Raw genomic sequence first — 26174 nt, forward strand, 5'->3', positions numbered from 1 at the left:
GCCCGCCCGCGCGCCGGACGGCGCGCCACGAGCGCATCGGGGTCTCTCGGGCAGCGCGGCACCGGGCCGCGCCGCGAAATCATCGGTCCGCTTGCGCCGGCAGCCGAAGCGCGACCATGAAGCCGCGCACCGTATTGCGCATCAGGATCTGGCCGCGATGCCGCGCGGCCGTCGCGCGGACGAACGCAAGCCCGAGGCCGAAGCCGCTGCGCGCCGCGCCATGCACGGATTCGAGCCGCACGAACGACTCGGTCGCGGCCGTGCGTTGCTCGGGCGCGATGCCGGAGCCGGCGTCCTCGACGCCGATCAGCCACGCACCGTCGTCGTCGCTCAGCGTGCAGTGCACGTCCGTGCCGGCCGGGCCGTACTTCAGCGCGTTGTCGATCAGGTTTGCGACCGCGCGCGTGAGCATCATGCGGTCGCCCATCGTCACGCACTCGGTGTCGGGCACGTGGGCAACGACCCGGCTGCCGAATCCGGCCGCCTTCTCCCACAGCTGGTCGACAGCGTCGAGCACGATCTCGTTCAGACTCAGGACCTCGTGCGCGCGGCGTTCCGACTGCGCGCGGGTCAGGTGGATGAAGCCGTCCGCGAGCGCGAGCGCGCGCCGTGCGTGGCCGGCAATGCGCTCCATGATCGGCGGCATGTCGCCGTGCTCGGTCCGGTAGACCTCGAGCAGCGCGAGGATCGACGTCTGCGGCGAACGCATGTCGTGCGACAGGAAATCCAGCGCTTCGTCGCGCTGGCGCGACATCAGGTACGAATTCGAGTGATAGCGGATGCGCGCGGTCAGCTCCATCGCGTCCGGGAGCTTCACGAGGTAGTCGTTCGCGCCGGCGATGAACGCCTCGCGCTTGACGATCGGCTCCTCCTTCGCCGACAGCACGATGATCGGCACGCGTGCGGTCTCGGTGTTCGCGCGCCACGCGCGAACGAGATCGAGGCCGTCGATTTCCGGCATCACGAGATCCTGCAGGATGACCGTCGGCTTCACGTCGCGCGCGACCGCCATCGCCCGATGTGCGTCGGTGCACACATGCAGGTCGATATCGTGCTCGCTGCGCAGCGCGCGGCGGATCACCTCGCCGACGAACGGCTGATCGTCGACGAGCAGAACCGATAGCCCGGACTCGAGACAATCCAGCGCATTTTCACCGCCGGATTCTTTCATAAATACCGTTTCAAACGCCAAATCTCCAATTGATTCTTTCATAGGAGTTGTTTATCCGACTTGGACGCCATCTTAAATATGGCGGCGAAGAAATCCGCCTATTGCTGCCGATCTGGCCTGTCGGCATTGCCTCGCGGGGATCCGAACGCCGATTTCACCCCGACGACGGTCGCATTACCTCCGCGCGCTTTCTCTCAATAAAGATAACCGGCTGATTCTAAATGAAATTAGAACACAGCATCTATCTCCTTCCGGTTTAGTTTTGCCAAATATGGTGAAAGAGCGGGATTCAGTTAAATCAGATCATTTCCGGACGCGAAAGACGATAACGTTTGCGCAGCCGGCGCCGCGAGGTTTGCATGCGCTGCAAGCCGTCGTATCGAACGTTTTGGGGCCGGATTCCGATGCGATGGAATCGGCAGAGATGGAGGGGGAAAATCGCGCGCCGCGACCGGATCGGCGCGACGCGACGCGAAGGCTCGCGGCACCGCGCGCCGAACCCGATTTGCGCGGCCAGTTACCCGCGCGCGTGCTGCGCGGACACTTCCTGCAGGTCGAGATCGCGCTCGAGCATGTGCAGCATCTCGTCGTGAATGCGGCCAGAACGATGCAGGCGCAACAATTCCACACGCCCGGCCTTGATCGCGGCCAGCACGACATCGTAGTGCGCGATGCGTACCTCCGCCGGATAAGCAGGCTCGTTCTTCGCCCGCTCGGTCAGTTCCGCGCGATACGTGTATTGCTCCAGCAGGCGCGGGTGAATCACCTTGCCGCTCTCGTCGCGCACCAGCGGCTGGATCGCCGCGAGCTGCGCAGCCTCGATATGCGCCCACGCCTGCGGCTCGGTCAGGTGATGCGCGGCGCGCTCTTCGCGCTGAGGCAGGCGCAGCAGCCGGATCAGCGGCCCGATGGTCGTGCCCTGCATGAGCACGGTGACGAGGATCACCGCGAACGACGCGACCAGGATCACGTCGCGGCCCGGCATCGCCTCCGGCAATGACAGCGCGATCGCCAGCGTCACGACCCCGCGCATCCCGGCCCAGCTCATGATCGTCGCGGCCTTCCAGTCGGGTGCGACACCACGCCGAATGATCCCGCGCACCGGCATCTTCAGCGCCTCGACCGCATAGATCCACACGAAGCGCGACACGACCACCGCCACCAGCACCGCGAGCACCGGCGGGACCATCGTCGCGAGCACCTGCTCGAAGCCGCCGAGCCGGTGGATCGCACCGCGCAGCGACAACCCGATCAGCACGAACACCAGCGCTTCGAGCAGGAACACGATGACCTGCCAGAACGCGGTGCCGCGCGTGCGCACGGCCGCCGAGAACACCTCGTGCTGATGCCAGCCGACGATCATGCCGGCCGTGACCGTCGCGATCACGCCCGACACCTCGACCATCTCGCCCGCGATGTACGCGATCCAGCCGGCGATCACCGCGACGGTGATCACCAGATAGTCGTCATCGAGCAGCTTCAGGAACCACACGACGAGCTTTCCGACCAGGAAACCGACCACGACGCCGCCGAGCCCGAGTTCCGCGAAGCGCACGACCGCGTGCTCGAGGCTGAACGCACCCGTCAGCGCGGCGGCGACCGCGAAGCGGAACAGCACCAGGCCCGCCGCGTCGTTCAACAGGCTTTCCCCTTCGAGCAGCACCATCAGTCGGCGCGGCAGCGCGACGCGTTCGAGCACCGCCTTCGCGGCCACCGCGTCGGGCGGCGACACGATCGCGCCGAGCGCGAAGCACGCGGCCCACGGCAGCGACGGCACGACCCAGTGCACGGCGAAACCGACCGCGAACGTCGTGAACACCACCGCGCCGATCGCGAGCATCAGGATGCCGCCGACGTTGTGCTTGAACTCCTCCCACACCGAGAAATACGCGCCGTCCATCAGCAGCGGCGGCAGGAACACGAGCAGCACGAGCTCCGGATCGAGGTTGATCGGCGGCAGGCCGGGAATGAACGCGATGCCGATGCCGCCGATCAGCAGCGCGGCCGCGGGCGGCAATCGCAGCCGCTTGGCGATGCATTCGAGCGCGACGATCGCGAGGAATGACAACAGAACCAGTTTGAATGCCGAGACAGGAGACATGAATCGATCTCGTGAAGAATGAATGCGCACGCCAGCCGATGTCGTACCCCGGTTGGCCAATTCGCGCGATTACATCACGATGCGATGCGCGCAGTCGAGCGCGTTCGGCGAGCACGGCACGCGGTGCCGTCACGATGGCGCACCGCGCGGGCGGCGCCGCGCCCGTCGGTACGCGCCGAAACGAAAACGGCACGCGGGCCTGCGTGATCGCCTGCCCGCGTGCCGTCATGCCGCGTCCCTTCGCGCTAGCGGCGCCTCACGACCATCAGGCGCGGCTCGGTCATGTCCTCGATCGCGTAACGGATCCCTTCCCGGCCGAGCCCCGAATCCTTCACGCCGCCATACGGCATGTTGTCGACGCGGAACGACGGGACGTCGTTGATCACGACGCCGCCCACCTCCAGCTCGTCCCACGCGCGCTGTGCATGCGCGAGCGAATCGGTGAACACGCCGGCCTGCAGCCCGAAATCGCTGTCGTTGACGCGCGCGAGCGCATCGTCGAAGCGCTCGAACTTCTCGAGGATCGCGACGGGACCGAATGCCTCCTTGCGGTACAGGTCCTGTTCGCGACCGACGTCTTCCAGCAGCGTCGCCTCGAACATCGCGCCGTCGACCTTGCCGCCCGCGACGATCTTCGCGCCCGCCGCGACGGCCGCCTCCATCCAGCCGGACAGCCGGCGCGATTCGGATTCGGAGATCATCGGGCCGACGAACGTCGACGGATCCTTCGGATCGCCCATCTTCAGCGAACGCGTCTTCGCGATCAGCTTGTCGCGCAGCGCGTCGTACAGATCCGCATGCACGAGGATCCGCTGCACGCCGATACAGCTCTGGCCCGACTGGTAATACGCGCCGAACGCGAGACGCTCGACCACGTAGTCGAGCTGCTCGCGCTGGTCCGCGTCGACGATCGCCGCCGCGTTGCCGCCGAGCTCCAGCACGACCTTCTTCTTCCCGGCCTTCTCCTTCAGCGCCCAGCCCACGGCCGGCGAACCCGTGAACGACAGCAGCTTGAAGCGCTCGTCGGTCGTGAACAGGTCCGCGCCGTCGCGATGTGCGGGCAGCACCGAGAATGCCCCCTTCGGCAGGTCGGTTTCGGCGAGCACCTCGCCGATGATCAGCGCGCCGATCGGCGTGCGGCTCGCGGGTTTCAGCACGAACGGACAGCCTGCGGCCAGCGCGGGTGCGACCTTGTGCGCGGCGAGGTTCAGCGGGAAGTTGAACGGCGAGATGAACGAGCACGGGCCGATCGGCACGCGCCGCGTATAGCCGGTGTAGCCTTGCGCACGTGCCGAGATCTCGAGGTTGATCACCTCGCCGTCGATGCGCACCGACTCCTCGGACGCGACGCGGAATGTATCGATCAGCCGCGTCACCTCGCCCTTCGAATCGTTGATCGGCTTGCCGGCCTCGATGCACAGCGCCTCCGCCAGCTCGTCGAAGCGCTCGCGAAAGCGCGCGACGCAGTGGTCGAGCACCGCCTGTCGCTTGTAGGCCGGCAACTCGCGCATCGGCTTCGCGGCGCCGACCGCCGCGCCGATGGCCGCATCGATCGCCTTCGCGTCGGCGAGCGCGACGCGCGTCGCGACCTTGCCGCTGAACTTGTCGGTCACTTCCAGATCGGTGTTCGCGTAGACGGCTTCGTTGGCGAGGTAATACGGATAGGTTTCCTTCAGCATGGAACGACTCCTTCCTGTGAACGGGGAATTCAGAGTTGCGCGGACAACCGCTTGATCTCGCGGTTCAGCACGCGCTCGTTGTCCGAATAGTCGATCGGCACGTCGATCACGTGCACGCCAGGCGACGAGAAGCACTCGCGCAGCAGCGGCTCGAGATCGTCGGCCGCTTCGACGCGATGCCCGTGCGCGCCGTAGCTTTGCGCATACGACACGAAATCGGGGTTCTGCAGCGTCATCGCGAAATCGGGGAAGTTCATGTTCTCCTGCTTCCAGCGGATCATCCCGAAGGCATCGTCGCGCAGAATCATCACGACGATGTCGAGCTTCAGCCGCACGGCGGTTTCGAGTTCCTGCGAATTCATCATGAAGCCGCCGTCGCCGCACACGGCGATCACCTTTCGCTGCGGATGCACGATCTTCGTCGCGATCGCCGACGGCAGGCCCGCGCCCATCGACGCGAGCGCGTTGTCGAGCAGCAGCGAGTTCGGTTCGTGCGCACGCCAGTAGCGCGCGAACCAGATCTTGTACATCCCGTTGTCGAGGCAGACGATCCCGTCGGTCGGCAGCGCGTTGTACAGGTCGTTCACGATCCGCACCGGGTACATCGGGAAGCGCGGGTCGTGCTGGCCCTTCGCCAGATGCGCGTCGAAATGCTCCTTGATCATCGCGAAGCGGGCGAAATCCCAATGCGGCTGCGGCGCGATCGCCTCCTTCATCTGCCACACCGCGTTCGCGATGTCGCCGACCACCTCGATCTGCGGGAAGTAGACGGGATCGACCTGCGCACCGAGGAAGTTCACGTGGATCACGGTCTTGTCGTCCGTGCGCATGAAGAACGGCGGCTTCTCGATCACGTCGTGGCCGACGTTGATGATGCAGTCCGCATGCTCGATCGCGCGGTGCACGAAGTCGCCGTCGGACAGCGTCGCGTTGCCGAGCCACAGCGGATGCGTTTCGTCGATCACGCCCTTGCCCATCTGGGTCGTGAAGAACGGGATGCCCGTCTTGTCGACGAATTCGAGCAGCATCTTGCAGGTCGTCTTGCGATTGCCGCCCGCGCCGATCATCAACAGCGGGTGGCGCGCGGCCTGGATCGCGTCGACCGCATGCGCGACAGCCTTCTCCTCGGCCACCGGCCGCCGGCTGTAGCTGCGCGGAATCGGCTTGCCGTCGCCCTCCTCGTGCGCGATGTCCTCCGGGAGTTCGAGGTGCGCGGCGCCCGGGCGCTCCTCCTCCGCGCGACGGAACGCCTCGCGTACCGCCGACGGAATGTTGCCGATCGACACGATCTGCCGCGTGAACTTCGTGAGCGGCTGCATCATGCCGACGACGTCGACGATCTGGAAGTGACCCTGCTTGCTGGACTTGATCGGCTTCTGCCCGGTGATCATCAGCATCGGCATGCCGCCGAGCTGCGCATAGGCGGCAGCCGTCACGAAGTTGGTCGCGCCCGGCCCGAGCGTCGCGAGACACACGCCGGTGCGGCCCGTCAGGCGGCCGTAGGTGGCAGCCATGAACCCGGCCGCCTGCTCGTGCCGGGTCAGCACGAGCTTGATCTTCGATCGCCGCAGCGATTCGAGCAGATCGAGGTTTTCCTCGCCGGGGATGCCGAACACGTACTCGACACCTTCGGCTTCCAGCGCCTTCACGAACAGATCCGATGCTTTCATGGGGGACTCTCGGTTGATGCCGCCTGCCCGGCTTACGGGCGCGCGACGTTCAGAACGCGCGCCGGCCTACGGCACGCGGACGCTTTACCTACTGGACACTGACCACGGCACTGCCCGCCGCGCAACGCACGGCGGCGCCTCCCTGTGCAGGAGGACAAACGGATTCGCCCGCGCGCGGCAAGCACGCACGGGCGGCAAGGACGTTTTTGATTGTAGACGGATTCGCGGAATTCCGACTTCGGCCGAATGGCCGGGTCCGGCCGCGCGAAAGGATCGGCCTGACGGTCAATTCGACGTCAAACGGCGCGCGCGGCCGTACCGTATTGTCGGAGGCACGCCGATTTCATTCACCCAACATGTAAACCATGGCTTACATACTGCGACCCATGCCCTGCCGTGCGCCACGTTCAGTGTCCGGACAACCGACCGGCCGCGCCCGCATCAATGCAGCCACGCCGTCGCCCAGCGCGGCACCAGCGAGACCAGATACAGCCCGAGCCCGATCAGCCCGCCGACCAGCGTGCCGTTGATGCGGATGTACTGCAGGTCCTTGCCGATGTTCAACTCGATCTGCCGCGACATCTCGCGCGCATCCCAGTTGCGCACCGTATCGCGGATGTGACGCATCAGGAAATCCGCGAAATCCGGCGCCATCTCGTGCACGGCCTTCTCGATGTGCTCGTTCAGCGACGCACGCAGCGCCGGGCTCTGCGCGAGCCGCGCGCCGAGCCAGCCGCCGAGCGTCGCGGCCTGCCGGTGCAGCGTCGAATCGGGCCGCGCGAGATCGGCCTTCAGCCAAGCGCGCAACTGGTCCCACAGATCGCGCACATAGTCATTGAACGCGTCGCCGTCGCGAATGTAGCGCTTGATCTCGTCACCCTTCGCGATGAACGCAGGGTCATGCTTCAGCCGCTCGGTGAGCCGCACGACCGTGCGGTCGAAGCGCTGCCGCAACTCGTGCTCCGGATCGGCCGCCACGCCCTCGAGCACGCGGCTCACCGCGCTCGCCAGCATGCGCGCGCCGTTCTCGCCGAACCACTGCGTCGGCATGATCTTCTCGACCTTCGGGTATTGTGTCTTCAGCCATTCGACGATGAAGCCCGCGATCACCTCACGGTTCTCCTCCTTGTCGAGCACGTCGACCACCTGCTCGATCGCATCGTCGAGCAACGCCTGGTGGCGGCCGTCCTTCGTCAGCGTGTCGAGGATCGCGCCCAGCGATTGCGACAGGTCGATGCGGTCGATCACCGCGCGGAACGCGTCGTGGACGAACGACTGGATCCGCGCATCGTCGGTCATGTCGAGCGCGAAGCTCATCAGCTTCGTCACGTAGCCGCCGAGCGCGTCGGTGTTCGCGGGCTCGCCGAGCCATGCGCCGAGTTTCCGTGCGGGATCGTGCTGGCGGATCTGCGCGACGAGTGCGTCGGGACCGAGGAATTTCTCGCGCACGAACACCGCGAGGTTGTCGGCGATCTTGTCCTTGTTCTTCGGGATGATTTCGGTGTGGCGCGATACGAACGGAATCGGCACGCGGCGAAACAGCGCGACGACCGCGAACCAGTCGGCGAGCGCGCCAACCATCGCGGCCTCGGCCACCGCCTTGAAACCGTCGACCCACGGGCCGCGCGGCAGCAGGATCGTCGTGACGAATACAGCGACCGCGGCCAGCAGCAGCCATAGCGCGCGGCGCTTGCTGCGTTTCAGTTCGAGGGCTTTGTCTGGCGTCATGGGCGACCGGTGAAACGGCAATGCCGCTAATATGCACCGATCGCCGGCCCGCGACAAACCCGCGCGCGTTGCCCGAGCCGGAAAGGTTGTCCGGAACAGGTTGCGCTCGACGTTTCAGCTACCCCGGCGCGAACACGGCCGCGCTGGCCGCGTTCGCGCACTGCCTCAGAGAAAGGTCTTCAGGTTCACCGCCGGATCGGCGAGCTTCACCGGATCGGGCACGGCGCCTGCCGCGATCAGGCGCCGCGATGCACCGATGTCGCGCCCCAGGTTCGCCGCAGCCACCGCAGCGATCTTCCCGGTGTCGTCCAGCCCGAACACCGTGAACGGCCCGCTCGCGGGATCGCCACGCACGACGATCGTTCGCTCGCCGCCGAACAGCCCGAGCATCTGCAGGTTGCAATCGTACTGATCGGACCACAGCCAGGGCAGCTCGGCATACGTTTCGTCCGCACCCAGCAGGTTCGCGGCCGCGACCGCCGGCTGATTCTCCGCGACCTGCCACGACTCGATCCGCACGTGACGCCCGAGCAGCGGATTGAAGTGCATCGTCACCTCGCCCGCCGCGAAGATCGCGCGATCGGCCGTCCGGCATCCCGCATCGACACGGATACCGTTGTCGACCTCGAGGCCGGCCGCCTGCGCGAGTTCGACGTTGGGCACGACGCCGATGCCGACCACGACGATATCGGCCTGCACGTCGCCGCGATCGGTCTCGACGATCGCGCCGCCGCCCGGTGCGCGGCGAATCGCGCGCGGCAGCGTCGCCGTCTGGAAGATCACGCCGCGCGCGTCATGCAGTTGCCGCGCATATGCGCCGACGACTTCCGGCAACGCACGCTGCAGCAAGCGCGCAGCCGGGTCGATCACCGTCACGTCGCAACCGAGCTGGCGTGCCGCGGCCGCCACCTCGAGGCCGATGAAGCCGCCGCCGAGCACCGCCACGCGGCGCCCCGGCGCGAGCTGCGCGCGCAACGCACGCGCGTCGGCAACGGTGCGCACGTAATGCGGGACGATGCCTTCGTCGACCGGCCCGCCGAACGCACGCACGCGCGAACCCGTCGCGAGCACGAGGCGGGCGAACGGCAACGTCGCGCCGTCGTCGAGCCGCACACGCTGCGCATCGCGCTCGATCGCATCGACGCGCGTGCCGAGCCGCAGCTCGATGCGCTGCGCGTCGTACCATGCCGCATCGCGGATGAACGCACGCTGCTCGCCGCCGTCGCCCAGCAGCGCGTCCTTCGACAGCGCGGGCCGGTCGTACGGCAGTTCGCGCTCCGCGCCGATCATCACGATGCGTGCGTCGGCGTCGCGCGCGCGCAGCGCCTCGGCGGTGCGCCGCGCCGCATGGCCGGCACCGACGATCACGAACGGGTCAGCCGACATTGACTTCCACCTGACCGTCGACGATCCGGATCGGATAAGTCCGTACCGGCTCGGTGATCGGCGCGCACTTCGGCGCACCCGTGCGAATGTCGATCAGCCCCTGGTGAAGCGGGCATTCGACGCAACCGTCTTCCACATAGCCTTCGGACAGCCGCGCGTGACCATGCGAACAGAGGTCGTGCATCGCGAACAGTTCGTCGCCGATCCGGAACACCGCGATCGGCTTCTGGCCGGCGACGCGCGCCGCCGGTTCGTCTTCGGAGAATTCGTCGAATGCGCCCAGCGGATGCCATTCGGCGAGCGTTGCTTCGGTCATGTCATTTCCTTGGCTGTCAGATCGGGGTGGCGAGCAGCGTCTGCACGCGCGACGTGTCGTAGATCACGCGCTTGGTCTTGTAGCGCAGCCCGTCGGGCGTGCGCACGACCGTGTCGTAATACTTGCCGGCCTGGTACACGTTCGATTCGCCGTTGCTGCGCGTCTGCACGACCACGTAGTTGCTCTCCGTGTCGATCTCGCCGTCGCGCTCCGCAACGATCGTGAGCCCCGACGTCATGTGCCGGTACGTGTGCTCTTCGAAGATGTTCGCGTGCCGCAGCGACACCACGCGGTCGCGCAGCATGCGCTGGTTCGTGCAGTGGACGATCCCGACCGGCAGCCCGAGATCCGCGTTCTCCTTCGGCACGATCTCGTACGTGCAGTCCTCGGTGAACATTTCCGGCCAGTGTTCGAGCCGGTCGTTGTCGAGGTGGCCGATGTAGCGGTTCTGGAGCATGTAAATCTCGAACCACGTCTTCATGTCTTCCGTCAGGTTTTCCATCATTGCGCGCTCCCGCTTCGATAGCCCATCAGCTTCTGGTACCCGACCCAGAACTTGCGGATCAGGCTTTCGGTGATCACCGTGTCCTGCTGATCCGGGTTGCCGCGCGACATCTCGATCACCGACGTCGCGTCGGCGTCGCGCACCGTGCCGCGCTGCACGAGCTCGGTCGCTTCCGTGTCTTCCATCGAGATGTAGCCGGCCGGCCCGACCAGGTTCGCCTGCTTGATGCGCAGCGCGCGCAGTTCGGGCGTGTCGTCCGCGTAGCCGAAGAAGTGGAAGATCAGCTCGAAGTTGTCCGGCCCCTTCGGCAGGATCTGGCGCGCGACCAGCGTGTTGTGGATCTGCTGGATCACGAGCTGCGGAAAGATCGGCTGGATATGGTTCGTGCAGTCCTCGTCGTATTCCGACACGAGATCGAGGATCGATTCGTCTTCCAGATGGAAGCCCTCGTCGAACGAGCGGATGTTCTGCTGCTTGTACGCGGCCGACGTGTCGTCGTTCGTCTTCGTCACCGTGATGATGCTGTGCAGCCCGTGGTTCGCATCCGGAATCGAGCGCGCCTTCATCCCGACGCGGAAGATGTTGAAGGTCGTATGGAACAGGTGCAGCATGCTCGCGTGATACGGATCCTTCACGTTCTCCATGTACAGCTTCCAGTTCGACTTCGAATACTGGCGCGTGCAGCCGAGATACTCGATCGGCTTGTGGAAGATCCGGTCGATCCACGGACGCATCTGCTCGCCGAGATAGTCGGGCAGCGGCGCCACTTCATCGCTGAAGGTCGCGAACACGAGCCCGCGATAGCTGTCGACGCGCAGCTTGCGCAGCCCGTGCTGCTTCGGGTCGAAGTCGGCCGGCATCCCGGTCATCCCCTTCTGGCCGCGCCGGAACGGCACGCCGAGCAGGTTGCCCTGGTTGTCGAAGCTCCACTGGTGATAGACGCACGTGTGCGAGCTCGCGTTGCCGCGCGACTTGCGGCACACCTGCGCGCCGCGGTGCGCGCAGCGGTTCACCCATGCGGACAGCGTGCCGTCCTCGGTGCGCGTGACGACGACCGGCGTGTCGCCGACGAACGTGCTCTTGAAGTCGCCGGCGTTCGGGATTTCCGCTTCCAGCGCGACGAAGTTCCATGTCGGCCCGCGGAAGATGCGTTCCTGCTCGCGATCGTAGACGGCGCGCGAGCTGAACACCTTGTACGGCACGCGCGAGCCGTCGTCGTGCGGAAAGCGCACATCGGACGCGTCGTCGCGCGCGGCGAATACGACGGGCGATTCTGTCTGCTCCATGTCGGACTCCTTCTGGTTCCGTTTCGTTGATTGCATGGAGCCGATTTTTGAAAAGCTAAAATTCGGCGTCTATCCGGAAAGTGCGATTGCGGCGGCGCAATATCCACTTTCGGCGGATTTCTGCGCTAGCATGGCGACACACGCGACCCGAGCGCGATCCCGACCCATTCGTCGGATCGAAGCGCCCGTCGTTCATACCAAGGCTGATGCCCATGTCCCCAACGTCGTTCGAGCCGCTTGCGCTGCGTGCGCACCGGCTGTTCGAATCCCGCGATCTCGACGAGACGCGCGAGCGGATCTCGCGCGTGATGCAGCCGCACGCGCTGCTGCCGAGCGGCCGCGTGCAAGGCGCATCGCATATGGATTTCGTGCGGCTCGGCGGGCTCGGCATCGGCACCATCGCGTTCGGCGACGCGATGCGCGTGCAGGTCGACGCCGTCGACGGTTATTACCTGCTGATGTTCTGCCTGTCCGGGCAGGCGGAAGTCCACGCGATGGGGCGCCGGCTCGGCGTCGACGGGCAGACCGGCGTGCTGTGCGCGCCCGGCGAGCGCTTCGACGCGGTGCTGTCCGCCGATTGCGAGCAGTTCGTGCTGCGCATCGATGCCGCGACCGTCGGTTCGCTGACCGGCGACCCGCGCGCGATGCTCGATCCCGTGCTGCACATCAGCGATGCCGCGCTCACCGCGTGGCGCCAGCAGCTGATGCTCGTCGCCCGCTCGCCGGCGCTGCTCGAACGGGCGAACGCGAACCCGCGCGTCGCGTCGCAGCTCGAGCATCTGCTGATCGATTTGCTGATCGAAGGCCACCCGCCGTCGGTACCGAGCGCGCGCCAGGATCCCGCGCCGGGCTTCGTGCGGCGCGCGCAGGAGTTCGTGAACGCACACTACGCGCAGCCGTTGCAGCTCATCGATATCGTCCAGGCCGCCAACGTACCGGAGCGGACGCTGCGCGACGCCTTCCTGCAGTTCCGCGGAATGAGCCCGATGCAATACCTGCGCGCGACGCGACTCGAGCATGCGCGGGAGTTGCTGCGCGGGTCGGTGTCCGAGCGACGGATCGCCGATATCGCGCTCGATTGCGGGTTCACGCACCTCGGGCGATTCGCGATCGCGTACCGGGAGAAGTTCGGCGAATCGCCTTCGGAGACGCTCGACGGGAAGCGGTAAGTGGTAAGTGGAAGCGGGGACGCCGGCTTGCCGGTTGCCGGCCGGCCCGGCTTGCCGGCTCGCTGTCCGCCAGCATCAGCGGCAGATGACATCGCATCGCGACACCCGCTCCGCATTCGGCCTGGCACGCCGAATTTGACCGTTAGTTGCGGTCAATACGGAAATACCGCCCCTACGCTGCCGGCGCAATCATCTCCCGCGCGATCGCGCAGAACGCGGTCGTCGCGGCGCTTTCGCCGTGCAGCCGGCGGCTCATGATGATCGGCGACGTCGCCGTGGGTTCCGGCAGCCGCCGATAGACGACGCCCTTCACGCGCACGCCTTCCACGCTTTCCGGCACCAGCGACACGCCCACCTGCGCGGCGACGAGCCCGAGCGCCGTCTGCAGTTCGCGCACCTCGTGCACGGCCGCCGGCACGAGCGCGCCGTCGCGCAGCGCGGACAGCTGCTGGTCCGCGAAGCTCGGCCGCGGCGTGCTCGGATAGACGATCAGCGTCTCGTTCGCGATGTCCGCGAGCGTCAACGGCCGGCCAGGATCGGCGAGCGGATGCCCGACCGGCAGCGCCGCGATCAGCTTTTCCTCGATCAGCGCCTCGCGCACGAGCTGGTCGTCGTCGAAGCGCAGGCGGCCGAACCCGACGTCGATCCGCCCGCCCTTCAGTGCCCCCAGCTGCTCGAGCGTGAACATTTCGATCAGCGACAGCTCGACGCCCGGGTGCGCCTCGCGAAACGCGCGGATCACGTCCGGCAGCGCGCCATAGAGCGTCGACGGCACGAAGCCGATCACGATCCGCTCCGACAACTGCGCGAGCCGGCGCGTCAGCGGGCCGAGCTCGTCGGCCTGTTCGACGACGCGCGTCGCCTGCGCATAGAACACGCGGCCCGCGTCGGTCAGCTTCAGCGGCCGCGCGCCGCGCTCGAACAGCGGCAGCCCGACCTCGTCCTCGATCGCCTGGAGCTGACGGCTCAGCGGCGGCTGCGTCATGTGCAGGCGCTCGGCCGCCCGCGTGATGTTCATTTCCTCCGCGACGGCGATGAAATACCGGAGCTGGCGCAATTCCATTTCATGCCTCAAAGGTATGGAAGTAGTCGGAAAGAGTGTTGGACGCCGCTCGGCGGAAATTCCTACCATGTGCACCAACAGGAGGAATCGCATGATAGCAACTACCGCCACCATCGAACGCGTCGAGACGCTGCTCGTCGACGTGCCGACGATCAGACCCCACAAACTGTCGGTCGCCACGATGAATTGCCAGACCCTCGTGCTGGTCCGCGTTCGATGCACGGACGGTATCGAGGGCGTCGGCGAGGCGACCACGATCGGCGGTCTCGCGTATGGCGAGGAAAGCCCCGAGAGCATCAAGGTCAACATCGACACCTACTTCGCACCGCTGCTGCAAGGCATGGACGCGACGCGACCGGGCGCCGCGATGGCGCGTGCGCGCAAGCTGTTCCAGGGCAACCGGTTCGCGAAATGCGCGCTCGAGACCGCACTGTTCGACGCGCAGGCGCGCCGCCTCGGCGTGCCGCTGTCCGAGCTGTTCGGCGGCCGCACGACCGATGCGGTCGACGTGGCGTGGACGCTCGCGAGCGGCGACACGCAGCGCGACATCGCGGAAGCCGAGGCGATGCTCGACGCGCGCCGCCATCGCGCGTTCAAGCTGAAGATCGGCTCGAATGCGGTCGACGATGACGTCGCGCACGTGATCGCGATCAAGCGCGCGCTCGGCGAGCGCGGCGACGTCCGCGTCGACGTGAATCAGGCATGGACCGAAACCGACGCGATCCGCGCGGGCGCCCGACTTGCGGAGGCCGGCGTGAGCCTCGTCGAACAACCGATCGCGGCGACCAACCGTGCGGGGCTGAAGCGCCTCACGCAACTCGCGCAGATTCCGATCATGGCCGACGAGGCGCTGCACGGCCCCGTCGATGCATTCGCGCTCGCGCAGGACCGCGCGGCCGACGTGTTCGCGGTGAAGATCGCGCAATCGGGCGGCCTGCTCGGTGCGGCGAGCGTCGCATCGATCGCGTCGGCCGCCGGCATCGACCTGTACGGCGGCACGATGCTCGAAGGCGCGGCCGGCACGATGGCGTCCGCGCAGCTGTTCAGCACGTTCGGCTCGCTGAAATGGGGCACCGAGCTGTTCGGCCCGCTGCTGCTCACCGAGGAAATCCTCGTCGAGCCGCTGCGTTACCAGGATTTCAAGCTGCACCTGCCGGCGACGCCCGGCCTCGGCATCACCTTCGACTGGGCCCGCATCGAACGGATGCGACGCGACGCCCGCTGATCCCGCATGACACGACAACCGAAACCGGAGACACAGATGAACAAGCAAGCCATCGACGCCCTGCTGAAAACCTTCGACGACGCCGCGGAAAAGCCCGGCAACCCGCGCGTGCGCGCGATCGTCAACCGGATCGTGAAGGACATCTGCTACACGATCGAGGACTTCGACGTGCAGCCGAGCGAGTTCTGGACCGCGCTCAACTACCTGAACGAAGCCGGCCGTGAATTCGGGCTGATCGCCGCGGGCCTCGGCCTCGAGCGCTTCCTCGACGTGCGGATGGACGAGGCCGAGGAGAAAGCCGGCTTCCAGGGCGGCACGCCGCGCACGATCGAAGGGCCGCTGTACGTCGCGGGCGCGCCGGAATCGGTCGGCCATGCGCGTCTCGACGACGGCACCGATCCGGGCCAGACGCTGATCATGCGCGGTCAGGTACTCGGTCAGGACGGCGCGCCGATCCCGAATGCGCTCGTCGAAGTGTGGCACGCGAACCATCTGGGCAACTATTCGTACTTCGATCAGTCGCAGCCGGCGTTCAACCTGCGCCGCTCGATCCGAACCGATGCCGAGGGCCGCTACAGCTTCCGCAGCGTGCTGCCGGTCGGCTACAGCGTGCCGCCGGGCAGCAAGACCGAACAGCTGCTCGACCAGCTCGGCCGCCACGGCCATCGTCCGGCGCACATCCACTTCTTCGTTTCCGCGGACGGATATCGTAAGCTGACGACGCAGATCAACATCGAAGGCGACCCGCACATCTGGGACGACTTCGCATTCGCGACCCGCGAAGGGCTGATCCCGAAGGTCAAGCAGGCCGAGGGCGCGCAAGGCAAGCCGTATGGCATCGACGGGCCGTTCGCGCTGATCGACTTCGATTTCTCGCTGCTCAAGGACAAGCAGGACGTGCCGGCGAGCGAAGTCGCGCGGGCGCGGGCGCAGGCCTGAGCGGCCGTCCCGTTCGACGAATCGACAACGCAAGGAGCACAGGATGCTGTTTCATGTGGAAATGACCGTCCGTCTGCCGACGGACATGGATCCGGTCAAGGCGGCCACGTTGAAGGCCGAAGAGAAGGCGATGTGCCAGCGGCTCATGAACGAAGGGACCTGGCGGCATCTGTGGCGTATCGCGGGGCAGTATGCGAACGTGAGTATTTTCGATGTGGAAAGCGTGCAGCAGCTGCATGACCTGTTGAGCCAGCTGCCGTTGTTTCCGTATATGGAGATGGAGGTGCGGGCGCTGTGCCGGCATCCTTCTTCGGTGCGGGAGGATGATCGGTAACCAGGCGGTCGAGCACTGACAAAACGGGCGGCCTGCGATCACATTGCGGGCCGCCCGTTTCATTTCGACATCCGGAGCGTCGGATCAGGTTGCCGCACGGCTACTTCTGCGCCCCCATCTTGTCGGCGACATTGTCGCCACACACCCTCCGTCGCGACGGATTCGCTGCGCGGTCCGTGCGGGCCTATTGCGCAGACGCGTCGCGTCGATCTCCGGAAACGACTCGATTTGATTGCAGGCGCCGATAGGCCCACACCGCACTTTCCCGCGACGGCCTCTCACGCGCAATCAATACGCATGCGCAAGATGAGCGGCAAATCCCTCTTTGCCCGGCGCGATCTCCGCCTTCAGCGTCAGCGCCGGAATCTCGTAATCGCCCGCATTCTGCCGCCGGAACAGAATCGGCTGCGCGGTCCACAGTTCGTCCAGACGCTTGCCGAGCGCAGCACGCGTTTCGTCGAAGCGCACGTCGTTCATCCGCCCCGTCCGGTAAATCACGAACGGCGGCAGCACGTCGAACCCCGGGTAATACAGGATCCCGTGCTGGATCGGAAACAGCACGTCGTCGATCGGCCCGTTGATGCCGCGTGCGCTGTAGTGCGACTCCCAGCCGCCCGTCGTGACGATCACCATCGCCCGCTTGCCCGCCAGCGAGCCCTCGCCGTAACGGTCGCCCCAATGCTGGTCGGAATGCTCGCCGACGCCGTACGCAAAACCATACGCATACACGCGCTCGACCCAGCCCTTCATGATCGCCGGCATCGAGAACCACCACAGCGGAAACTGCAGGATCACCGCGTCGGCCCACTTCAGCTTGGCCTGTTCGCGCGCGATGTCGTCGCGCTGCGTGCCCGTTTCGAACGCGCGCTTCGAATCGAGCGCGGGATCGAAGCGCGCGTCGGGCGCACGGTCGGTCACGTCATGCGCATCGAACGCGGCCTTCCAGTTCATCGCGTACAGATCGGTCACCTGCACGGCATGGCCCGCGGCTTCGAGATGCTCGACCGCGAAGTCGCGCAACGCGCCGTTCAGCGAACGTGGTTCCGGATGGGCATAAACGATCAGCACATTCATGTTCGTCACTCCGTTGATTGAATGACTGCAGGATGCCGTCGCCGACGGTATATTGGAAATGAATTCCCGACATTCCAGGTATAGCCATGAACAATCTCAGACGACTGGATCTGAACCTGCTGGTCACGCTCGACGTGCTGCTCGCCGAGCACAACGTCACGCGGGCGGCCGAGAAACTGAACATGTCGCAGCCGTCGGTCAGCGTGCAGTTGCAGAAACTGCGCGATCTGTTCGGCGATCCACTGCTGCTGCCGGGGCCGCGCGGGATGCGGCCGACCGCGCGCGCGGAAACGCTGCGCGCGCCGCTACGGGATGCACTCGAAGCAGTCGAACGCGCGGTGCTGACGGCCACGCCGTTCGATCCCGCGACCGCGACGAACACGTGGCGCGTGGCCGCGACCGACTATGGCGAATCGACGATCGTCCTGCCCGCGCTGAACACGCTGCGATCGGCCGCCCCCGCGACGCGACTCGCCGTCGTCGAGCTCGTGCCGCCGCGCATCGAGCAGGACGCGGAGCGAAACGGCATCGACCTGGCCTTCCACACGACAGAAGGTTCGCCGGAGGGGATGCGGCGCCTGCCGCTGTTCGTCGAGCGCTACGTGCTCGTCGGCCGCGCCGGGCATCCGAAGCTGAAGCGGCGCCCGACGCTCGCGCAGTTCGGCGCGCTGGAACACGTGATCGTGTCGCCCGACGGGGGCGGCTTCTTCGGCGTGACCGACGAAACGCTCGCGAAGGCGGGCGCCGCACGGCGTGTCGTGCTGTCCGTTCCGCATTTCCTGTTCGTGATGTCGGCCGTCGCCAGCACGGATCTCGTCGCGATGCTGCCCGAGCGGCTGGTGCGCGACGTGCCCGCGCTGCGCGTGGTGGAAGCGCCGGTCGAGGTGCCGGGCTACGAAATGTCGATGCTCTGGCACGAGCGCGTGCATCGCGATCCCGCGCATCGGTGGTTGCGGGAGACGATCGCGGCGTCGGTGTAAATCGTTCGCGAAAGCCGCGCGGTGCGCGCGTCGGCCAGCGTCGCCGCCGCGCTCGCCCCCATGCCGGCAAACAGACATGCATTCAGGACTTGAAACCGCCTTGAACACTGTATATATTTACAGTGCTTTTGCACCATTTGACCCGAATTCCGTCACCCATGACGGACGGACTTTTGTGAGGCGACCATGTTCCAGTCATCCGCATTCGATCCCGAGCAACCCGGCTTCAACCCCGCGCACTTCGAGCGTGCCGCGCAGCGGGCAGTCGTCGACCTGCAGCGTGTCGTCGGCGGCCCCGCGCAACGCGCGCTCGGCCTGCGACGCCGCACGCATCCGGCCGCCGTCCGCACAATGAGCTGGCAGGCGCTGCTGAACGTCGAGGAACTCGCGTTCTCGAATACCGGTTTCCTGAGCCGCAACGATCCGACCGTCGTCGATGCGTTCATCCGCCTGCGCGATAGCCGGCTGGTCGCGGCGGATGTCGAGGAGCCGGTCGACTGGCGTCGCGACGACGACGACCTGCCGGCCGTCTACCTGATCGTCAAGGCGATGCTGGAAGCGGAAGAGGAAGAGCGGGCCGAAGCGGCCTGACGTCCGCCGGCCGGTGGCGAATGGCGTTCTGCCAGAATCGCGTCGCCACGTTGCATGGCGACGCGGTGCATCCTTTCCAGGTCGTCCGCATGCCCCGGCACGTCGAATGAATCACCGCGCGGGAAGTCGCGAGGCGTCGCGCAGGCGGGCCATCGCCGCGTGACGCACTCCGCCGCTTCGCAACCCGGAACGACACCCGTTACAGCCGCGCCGCGAGCCGCGAGCCCTGATCGATCGCCCGCTTCGCATCGAGCTCGGCGGCCAGTTCCGCACCACCGATCAGATGCACCGAGCGTCCGGCCGCCTGCAACGGCGCAAGCAGCGCGCGCTGCGGTTCCTGCCCCGTGCACAGCACGATCGTGTCGGCTTCGATCAGTTCATGATCGGTGCGCTGCTCGCCGTACGACACGTGCAGCCCGCGCGCATCGATCATTTCGTAGTTCACGCCGCCGATCATCTTCACCTGCTTCATCTTCAGCGTCGCGCGGTGAATCCAGCCGGTCGTCTTGCCGAGCCCCTTGCCGAGCGGCGCGGCCTTGCGCTGCAGCAGCGTCACTTCGCGAGCCGGCGCCGCGACCTGCGCGCGCGTCACGCCGCCGCGCGTCGCGGCCGGATCGGTCACGCCCCACTCCGCTTTCCACTCTTCCAGATCGAGCGTCGGCGACTCGCCGCCTTGCACCAGATATTCGGCGACGTCGAAGCCGATGCCGCCCGCGCCGACCACCGCGACACGCCGGCCGACCGGCTGCCCGCCGGCCAGCACGTCGATGTAGCTGAGCACGTTCGGCCCATCCTGGCCGGGAATCTTCGGGTCGCGCGGCGCCACACCGGTCGCGAGCACAATCTCGTCGTAGCCGCCAGCGATCAGGTCGCTCGCGTCGACGCGACGATTCAGGTGCAGGTTCACGCCGGTCAGCTCGACCTGACGGCCGAAGTAACGCAGCGCTTCGTCGAACTCCTCCTTGCCCGGAATCCGCTTCGCCATGTTGAACTGGCCGCCGATCTCCGGCGCCGCGTCGAACAGGTCGACGTGGTGGCCGCGCTGCGCGAGCACGGTCGAGCACGCGAGCCCGGCCGGCCCGGCGCCGACCACCGCGATGCGCTTCGGCTGCTGCACGCGCGTATAAACCAGCTCGGTCTCGTGGCATGCGCGCGGGTTCAGCAGGCATGACGCGATCTTGTTCTTGAACGCGTGATCGAGACACGCCTGGTTGCAGCCGATGCAGGTGTTGATCTCGTCTGCCCGGCCTTGCGCGGCCTTGACGACGAACTCGGCATCCGCGAGCAGCGGGCGCGCCATCGACACCATGTCCGCGCAGCCGTCCGCGAGAATCTGCTCGGCCACCTCGGGCCGGTTGATCCGGTTGGTCGTCACGAGCGGAATGCCGACCTCGCCCTTCATCTTCTTCGTCACCCACGCGAACGCGCCGCGCGGCACGGAGGTCGCGATCGTCGGCACGCGCGCCTCGTGCCAGCCGATCCCGGTATTGATGATGGTCGCGCCCGCGCGCTCGACGGCCTTCGCGAGCTGCACGGTCTCGCTCCAGTCGCTGCCGTCCGGAATCAGGTCGAGCATCGACAGCCGGTAGATCAGGATGAAGTCGCGGCCGACCGCCTCGCGCGTGCGCTCGACGATCTCGATCGGCAGCCGGATCCGGTTCTCGTACGAACCGCCCCACTGGTCGCTGCGCTTGTTCGTATGCATCGAGATGAACTGGTTGATCAGGTAGCCCTCGGAGCCCATGATCTCGACGCCGTCGTAGCCGCCCTCGCGCGCAAGCTGCGCGCAGCGGACGAACGCGCGGATCTGCCGCTCGACGCCGCGCGCGCTGAGTTCATGCGGTGCGAACGGCGAAATCGGCGACTTGATCTTCGAAGGCGCGACCGCGAACGGGTGGTAGCCGTAGCGGCCGGTATGCAGGATCTGCAGCGCGATCTTGCCGTCGTCCGCATGCACGGCATCGGTGATCACGCGATGGCGCCGCGCGCCGGCCGACGTCATCAGCGTGCCGCCGAACGGCTTGGTCCAGCCGGCCACGTTCGGCGCGAAGCCGCCGGTCACGATCAGGCCCACGCCGCCGCGCGCGCGTTCGGCGAAATAGTCGGCGAGCCGCGGCAGCGTCTTGCGGCTGTCCTCGAGGCCCGTGTGCATCGAGCCCATCAGCACCCGATTCTTCAGCGTGGTGAAGCCCAGGTCGAGCGGCGCGAGCAGGTGGGGAAAGGAAGTCGTCATGGTGAGTCTGCCGATAATCGATACGTGCCATCGTAGGCCGCGCGCCGCCTTGAACGTGAGGGGGCAAACAGCCATAATGCTTGTCATTTCCGGCCAAATCGACATGACCTCCCCGTCACGCAAGGACCACCTCGGGCTACGCCGGCCGACGATTCCGGTCGCCTATACGCGCCTGCTGCTGCAGGCGCTCGCCGAGCGCGGCGTCGATCCGGCCGCCGTGCGCGCGGGAACCGGGCTGCGCGACGCCGTGCTGGCCGAACCGGACGCGCGCGTCGCGCCGTCGCAATGGGGCCGGCTCGTGCTCAACGCGATCGAGATCGGCGGCGATCCGGGCATCGGGCTCGCGTTCGGGCTGCTGCTGAAGCCGACCGTGCACGGCTTCCTCGGTTATGCGACGCTGACCGCGCGGGACATCCGCGAAGCGCTGGTCGTCACGCAGCGCTACTTCCGGATGCGCAACCGCCAGTATCGGCTGACCTATGCGGAGGACGAACACGGCGCGACGCTCGAACTGCACGGCGTGCAGGCAAGCCCGGTGCTGCAACATCACGTGATGTTCGAGTTCGTGCTGACGGGGCTCGCGCAGAACATCTCGCAGTGGTCCGGGCGCGCATCGCCGCCGATCGCGCTGCGCTTCGCATGGCCGCAGCCCGATTACTTCGCACGCTATCGCGACCAGCTGCCGCCGGTCGAATTCGGCTGTGCGGCGAACGCGCTGTGGATCGCCCGCGACGTACTCGACTGGCCGCTGCCGCTCGCCGACGAAGTCGCGCACCGGCAAGCGCTCGTGCAGGTCGAGCGCGAGTATGCGCAGGTGCGTCAGGAGGAAGGCGATCTCGTCGAGCGCGTGCGCGCGGAACTGGCGCGAACGGCCGGCAACTATTCAAGTCCGGAGGCGCTCGCCGACGCGCTGCTCGTATCGACGCGCACGTTGCGGCGCCGGCTCGAGGAAGCCGGGTCGAGCTACCGGCAACTGCTCGACGAAGCGCGGTTTCGCGACGCGAAGCAGTTGCTGTCCGCGTCGGATCTCGACCTGAAGACGATCGCCGAGCGGCTGCAGTTCACCGATCCGGCGAATTTCACGCGGGCATTCCGGCGCTGGGCCGGGCAGACGCCGAGCGCCTATCGGGAAGCCGCCGCCGCGACCACGCGCGAATGACCGGCGAACGCAGGCGGCACCACGCGCCCGGTCGGGATTTCATCGTTCGGTCGAACGGCAATCGGCCGCTTCGCGCCGAGCACGATCCTGCGTTCGGCGTTCGGCGTTCGGCGTTCGGCGTTCGGCGTTCGGCGTTCGGCCTAATTGTATGGTCCGAAATCCGGCGGCCCGCACGACCGGGCGGCAAGCGCGAGATGGCCGGCAAGAAATGCGCTGTCGCTCGTGCGGGAAGACACGCCGCACACCCGCTTCCTCCGAGCCGGCGAGCGCGTGACGCGTCAGCTGCCGACGTCGATCCGCGCGCAGCCGTCACCCTGGCCTGCCTCGATCCGCACGTCGCCCGTCGCGGCGACGATCGCGTCGTACACCGCATCGGTCACGCACACCACCGGCACCGCGATCGCATACAGTTCGGCGGCGACGATCGCGCCGATCGAGATGATCAGGTCGCGCTCCTTCAGCACGATCCCGACCGGCCCCGTGCCATTGCGCACCGCTTCCGCGAGCACGCTGCTGCTCGAACTCGATCCCTTCGCGTGCGGCATCACCATGATCCGGCCGGCCAGGCTCGCGCCCGCCTGCGGATGCCCGCGATCGACGATCCGCCCCGCGCCCGAGTCGTAGCCGCCCCAGAAGCTGAGCGGCTTGTCGAGCACGATCGTCTTCGCGCATGCGCTGCCCGGCACGAGCGTATCGCCCGTCAGTTTCCGAACCATTGCTTCAGTCATCGAATCGCACCTTTCCCTCGAACGCGGAGCGCACGCACTCGCGCATGCTGCCGTACGCCACCGTGACGCCAATGTTCGCGGGCGCGTACGACGCCCACTTCCCCGAGTTCGTCATCACCAGGCCCGACAGCTGTTTCATCACCGGCGTGATGTACGTGCAGGTGTCGACGACGATCTGGATGCCGCGCGCGTCGAACTTGCCGGCAAGCCCGAGCTCGTCCAGTTCCCACAGGATGAAGCGGCTCGTGTTCACGTAGAAATCGCACTTGGGCTTGCCGTCGAACTGGTCGAGCAGCGCGTCGAGCGTGCGGAATTCGGCCAGCGAGAAGTGCGGCGTGCCGAGCGCGACCGCGACGAGCGCATCGCCGGCCGCACCGTGGTTCAGCGTGCGGCGGATCTCGTCGAGATCGGCCATCGCGACATCGACGGTTCGCTGCGACGCCTGCCCGTGCAGCGCGGCGTCGAGCGTCGGCGCCTCGGGCGTGACGCCCACCGCATGGAACAGCGCGACCGCGCCGCTCGATGCGGCGGCCGCGCCGAGCGCCTTGAGTTCGTCTTCGGTGGTGTCGGCCGGCAGCCCGACGATCGCCGGCACGGTTGCACCGGCGATCCGGCCGATCAGCAATCCGAGCGCCGCGAAGTAGATGTCGCGCGACGGCCGGTTGCCGAAGTCCGGCGCGTTGAACACGATCCGTGCCGCGCGATTCGATTCGACGTGCAGCCCCGCATACGGCGCGCGCCCGGTGATCGCGGCGGCCAGATCGAGAAAGTCGCCGTAGCGGCTGGTGCGCGCGCCGAGCACCGAGTTGGCGAACACGATCGCATTGGATTCGGCCCACGCGATCTGCTCGCCCAGGCGCGGACGATTCTTCAGTTGATACGGCGCGCACGTGAAGCTCGACTCGCAGCCGAGCTGGAGATGCGCGTCCATCAGGCGTTGCGCATCTCGCTGGATCGTGCGGTCGCCGTGATACAGCTCGGGATGGATCAGGTCGAGCGACCCGACGTTCAGCGTGGTCGGCACCGCGACCTGCGCGCCGGTGTCGACGAAATATTCGACGAAGTCGAGGCTGGTCTGGCCGTGGTAAAGACAGCCGTCGATATGCGCGGACGTGATGTCGATCAGGTGCGGCGCCGACATGACGTCGGCCGTGCGCGCGACGATCCGCATCGCGCGCGCGACGCCGTCGCCGAATGCGCCGCGCAACATCGCATCGTCGCGCTCGCTCAACTGCAGCATGGGGGACTCCTCGTGTCTCGTCCGGTGGATCCGGATCGCTTTTGTCATACTACCGCGCGCGTTGCGCCTATCGCTGCGCCGTCAGGCTGAACAGCTCGTCGCGCAGCGCCTTGGCGCGGCCGCGGCCGAACTGCGTCTCGAACTCGTCCTGCGCGGCCTGCCACGCGACTTTCGCCTGCGCGTAGGTGCGCTCGCCGAGCTTCGTCAGGCTGAGCGCGTGCGCGCGCGCGTCATGCTCGGATGCGGCCGCGGCAACGAAGCCGTCGCGCTGCAGCGGCTTCAGCGCGCGCAACAGCGTCGTGCGATCCATCACCAGCGTGTCGGCGAGTTCGCTCATCACCAGGCCGGGCCGGTGCGACAGATTCGCCATGATCGAGAACTGCGCGGGCGTGACACCGACCGGGGCCAGATGTCGCTCGTAAAGTTGCGTGACGAAGCGCGCCGCCTGACGCAGCGCGAGGCAATTGCAGGCCTGGGCGATCTGGATATCGTTCATGAACGGCAATTTATATGTGCATATGCATAAAGTCAATGTACACTCCGCCGTAACATGGCCGGGCCGGCCGCGTGCATCAGGCGCCCCGCCATCGCCTCGAGGAGACGGACATGGACTACATCGACAAGCTGCGGATCTTCCGGTCGGTGGTGGAAATGCGCAGCTTCACGCGCGCCGCCGACATGCACGGCCTCGCGCGGCCGGTCGTGTCGCGGGCGGTCGCGGATCTGGAGGCGCGCTTCGGCAGTCGCCTGCTGCACCGGACCACGCGCCAGGTCTCGCTGACCGAGACCGCCGAGCGCATCTACGAACGCTGCGCGGCCGTGCTCGACGAACTCGATTCGCTGGAAGCGCAGGCGCAGTCGCACACGCGCGAGCCCGAGGGGCTGCTGCGCCTCGTCGCGCACACGACGGCCGCGCTCAACCGGCTCGTGCCGCTGATCGCCGGCTTCAAGGCCGCGCATCCGAAGGTGCGCCTCGACGTCACGCTGACCGAGCGCCCGGTCGACCTCGTCGGCGAAGGCTACGACATAGGCATCGTCGTGCCGTACATGCTGACGAGCGAGACGACCGTCGTGCGGCTGGTCGAACGCATACCCGTCGTGATCGTCGCGACGCCCGCGTATCTGCGCACGCATCCGCGTCCCGAAACGCCGACCGACCTCGCCGGTCATGCGTTCATCCCGATGTCGCCGTCGCTGCGCCGGCCCGCGCTGTCGTTCCGCGTCGACGGTGACACGCTGGTCGTGCCGTTGAGCTTCGACATCTCGTCGAACAGCCCCGTCTTCAACCGCGAAATGGTGATGCACGACTTCGGTATCGGCGTCGTGCCGAGAACGCTCGTCGAAGCAGAGCTCGCGTCGGGCGCGCTCGTGCAGTTGCTCGACGATGCCGACCTCGTCGACGCGTTCGTCGAAATCAAGCTCGCTTACGCGAACCGCGCGCTGCTGCCGGCGAAGGTCAAGGCGTTCATCGACTACACGGCCGCGTACTGCGACCGCCAAGGCGGGATTGTTCCGGCCGCTGCCTGATCCGGCGCGAAAACGCGCCGTTCCATCGTCGATTGGTACAGCCACGGCACCAATCTGATCCCGCACCGCC

General features: G+C 66.8%; 23 protein-coding genes. 8 read left to right on the forward strand and 15 right to left on the reverse strand.

What is annotated here, in order from left to right; translation table 11 throughout:
- Positions 1-79: 79 nt before the first annotated feature.
- From ACT2FV_RS07665 to andAc, 9 genes are all read right to left on the reverse strand, one after another.
- The gene (locus tag ACT2FV_RS07665) at positions 80-1213 is read right to left on the reverse strand and encodes a hybrid sensor histidine kinase/response regulator (RefSeq protein WP_059601589.1); all 1134 of its coding nucleotides are present in this window, start codon (positions 1211-1213) and stop codon (positions 80-82) included.
- Between the two features lie 475 nt (positions 1214-1688).
- Positions 1689-3272, reverse strand: a complete 1584-nt coding sequence (locus ACT2FV_RS07670; RefSeq protein ID WP_059601587.1) for a Na+/H+ antiporter — start codon at positions 3270-3272, stop codon at positions 1689-1691.
- A gap of 245 nt (positions 3273-3517) precedes the next feature.
- A complete protein-coding gene (locus ACT2FV_RS07675; protein ID WP_444503563.1) occupies positions 3518-4951 on the reverse strand; it encodes an aldehyde dehydrogenase family protein in 1434 nt (477 codons plus the stop codon).
- A 29-nt stretch (positions 4952-4980) separates the two neighbouring features.
- Positions 4981-6621: an acetolactate synthase large subunit gene (locus ACT2FV_RS07680; RefSeq protein WP_059601583.1), complete on the reverse strand. Its 1641-nt coding sequence runs from the start codon at positions 6619-6621 to the stop codon at positions 4981-4983.
- 441 nt (positions 6622-7062) lie between these two features.
- Positions 7063-8349 (reverse strand): DUF445 domain-containing protein, encoded by a 1287-nt coding sequence (locus tag ACT2FV_RS07685; RefSeq protein ID WP_444503564.1) that lies wholly within the window; start codon positions 8347-8349, stop codon positions 7063-7065.
- A gap of 165 nt (positions 8350-8514) precedes the next feature.
- Positions 8515-9735 (reverse strand): anthranilate 1,2-dioxygenase system ferredoxin--NAD(+) reductase, encoded by a 1221-nt coding sequence (andAa, locus tag ACT2FV_RS07690; protein WP_444503565.1) that lies wholly within the window; start codon positions 9733-9735, stop codon positions 8515-8517.
- A complete protein-coding gene (andAb, locus tag ACT2FV_RS07695) occupies positions 9725-10051 on the reverse strand; it encodes an anthranilate 1,2-dioxygenase ferredoxin subunit AndAb (protein WP_039344765.1) in 327 nt (108 codons plus the stop codon). The genes andAa and andAb overlap by 11 nt, the downstream gene beginning before the upstream one ends.
- 16 nt (positions 10052-10067) lie before the next feature.
- Positions 10068-10556, reverse strand: coding sequence for an anthranilate 1,2-dioxygenase small subunit AndAd (gene andAd / locus ACT2FV_RS07700; RefSeq protein WP_059601577.1), 489 nt, complete (start codon positions 10554-10556; stop codon positions 10068-10070).
- Entirely contained in the window at positions 10553-11842 is a 1290-nt protein-coding gene (andAc, locus tag ACT2FV_RS07705; RefSeq protein WP_124621047.1) for an anthranilate 1,2-dioxygenase large subunit AndAc, read from the reverse strand. The genes andAd and andAc overlap by 4 nt, the downstream gene beginning before the upstream one ends.
- Before the next feature lie 212 nt (positions 11843-12054).
- Between andAc and andR the strand changes: the two genes are divergently transcribed.
- A complete protein-coding gene (gene andR, locus ACT2FV_RS07710; RefSeq protein ID WP_059601572.1) occupies positions 12055-13011 on the forward strand; it encodes an anthranilate 1,2-dioxygenase regulatory protein AndR in 957 nt (318 codons plus the stop codon).
- A gap of 172 nt (positions 13012-13183) precedes the next feature.
- Here andR and ACT2FV_RS07715 read toward each other — a convergent pair whose 3' ends face one another.
- Positions 13184-14074: a LysR family transcriptional regulator gene (locus tag ACT2FV_RS07715; protein WP_059601570.1), complete on the reverse strand. Its 891-nt coding sequence runs from the start codon at positions 14072-14074 to the stop codon at positions 13184-13186.
- A 91-nt stretch (positions 14075-14165) separates the two neighbouring features.
- On the opposite strand from ACT2FV_RS07715, the gene ACT2FV_RS07720 reads away from it, so the two are divergent.
- Genes ACT2FV_RS07720 through catC form a run of 3 tightly spaced genes read left to right on the forward strand, consistent with a single transcriptional unit; the run spans position 14166 to position 16572 of the window.
- Complete coding sequence (locus ACT2FV_RS07720; RefSeq protein WP_059601568.1) at positions 14166-15299, forward strand: muconate/chloromuconate family cycloisomerase; 1134 nt, start codon at positions 14166-14168, stop codon at positions 15297-15299.
- Positions 15300-15335: 36 nt separating this feature from the next.
- The gene (gene catA, locus ACT2FV_RS07725; RefSeq protein WP_124621045.1) at positions 15336-16238 is read left to right on the forward strand and encodes a catechol 1,2-dioxygenase; all 903 of its coding nucleotides are present in this window, start codon (positions 15336-15338) and stop codon (positions 16236-16238) included.
- Positions 16239-16281: 43 nt separating this feature from the next.
- On the forward strand, positions 16282-16572 hold the full coding sequence (gene catC, locus ACT2FV_RS07730; protein WP_011355923.1) for a muconolactone Delta-isomerase: 291 nt from the start codon (positions 16282-16284) through the stop codon (positions 16570-16572).
- A gap of 288 nt (positions 16573-16860) precedes the next feature.
- Here the strand turns inward: catC and ACT2FV_RS07735 are convergent, their stop codons facing one another.
- A complete protein-coding gene (locus ACT2FV_RS07735; protein ID WP_444503566.1) occupies positions 16861-17646 on the reverse strand; it encodes an NAD(P)H-dependent oxidoreductase in 786 nt (261 codons plus the stop codon).
- A gap of 86 nt (positions 17647-17732) precedes the next feature.
- Here ACT2FV_RS07735 and ACT2FV_RS07740 point away from each other — a divergent pair, with 86 nt between their 5' ends.
- Both ACT2FV_RS07740 and ACT2FV_RS07745 read left to right on the forward strand, forming a co-directional pair.
- The gene (locus tag ACT2FV_RS07740; protein WP_124901346.1) at positions 17733-18626 is read left to right on the forward strand and encodes a LysR family transcriptional regulator; all 894 of its coding nucleotides are present in this window, start codon (positions 17733-17735) and stop codon (positions 18624-18626) included.
- 186 nt (positions 18627-18812) lie between these two features.
- Complete coding sequence (locus ACT2FV_RS07745) at positions 18813-19217, forward strand: DUF2471 family protein (protein ID WP_059601528.1); 405 nt, start codon at positions 18813-18815, stop codon at positions 19215-19217.
- A 199-nt stretch (positions 19218-19416) separates the two neighbouring features.
- Here the strand turns inward: ACT2FV_RS07745 and ACT2FV_RS07750 are convergent, their stop codons facing one another.
- Complete coding sequence (locus ACT2FV_RS07750) at positions 19417-21450, reverse strand: oxidoreductase (protein ID WP_444503567.1); 2034 nt, start codon at positions 21448-21450, stop codon at positions 19417-19419.
- Positions 21451-21526: 76 nt separating this feature from the next.
- Between ACT2FV_RS07750 and ACT2FV_RS07755 the strand changes: the two genes are divergently transcribed.
- Positions 21527-22609 (forward strand): AraC family transcriptional regulator, encoded by a 1083-nt coding sequence (locus tag ACT2FV_RS07755; protein ID WP_174908528.1) that lies wholly within the window; start codon positions 21527-21529, stop codon positions 22607-22609.
- A 278-nt stretch (positions 22610-22887) separates the two neighbouring features.
- Here ACT2FV_RS07755 and ACT2FV_RS07760 read toward each other — a convergent pair whose 3' ends face one another.
- The 3 genes from ACT2FV_RS07760 to ACT2FV_RS07770 form a co-directional block, all read right to left on the reverse strand.
- A complete protein-coding gene (locus tag ACT2FV_RS07760) occupies positions 22888-23337 on the reverse strand; it encodes an aconitase X swivel domain-containing protein (protein ID WP_151048352.1) in 450 nt (149 codons plus the stop codon).
- Positions 23330-24577: an aconitase X gene (locus ACT2FV_RS07765; protein WP_444503568.1), complete on the reverse strand. Its 1248-nt coding sequence runs from the start codon at positions 24575-24577 to the stop codon at positions 23330-23332. The genes ACT2FV_RS07760 and ACT2FV_RS07765 overlap by 8 nt, the downstream gene beginning before the upstream one ends.
- Positions 24578-24644: 67 nt before the next feature.
- Positions 24645-25073, reverse strand: coding sequence for a MarR family winged helix-turn-helix transcriptional regulator (locus tag ACT2FV_RS07770; protein ID WP_059601516.1), 429 nt, complete (start codon positions 25071-25073; stop codon positions 24645-24647).
- A 110-nt stretch (positions 25074-25183) separates the two neighbouring features.
- On the opposite strand from ACT2FV_RS07770, the gene ACT2FV_RS07775 reads away from it, so the two are divergent.
- Complete coding sequence (locus ACT2FV_RS07775) at positions 25184-26104, forward strand: LysR family transcriptional regulator (RefSeq protein ID WP_124621032.1); 921 nt, start codon at positions 25184-25186, stop codon at positions 26102-26104.
- Positions 26105-26174 lie beyond the last annotated feature (70 nt).

This window comes from Burkholderia sp. PR2 (assembly GCF_052372875.1).
Taxonomy (GTDB): domain Bacteria; phylum Pseudomonadota; class Gammaproteobacteria; order Burkholderiales; family Burkholderiaceae; genus Burkholderia; species Burkholderia diffusa.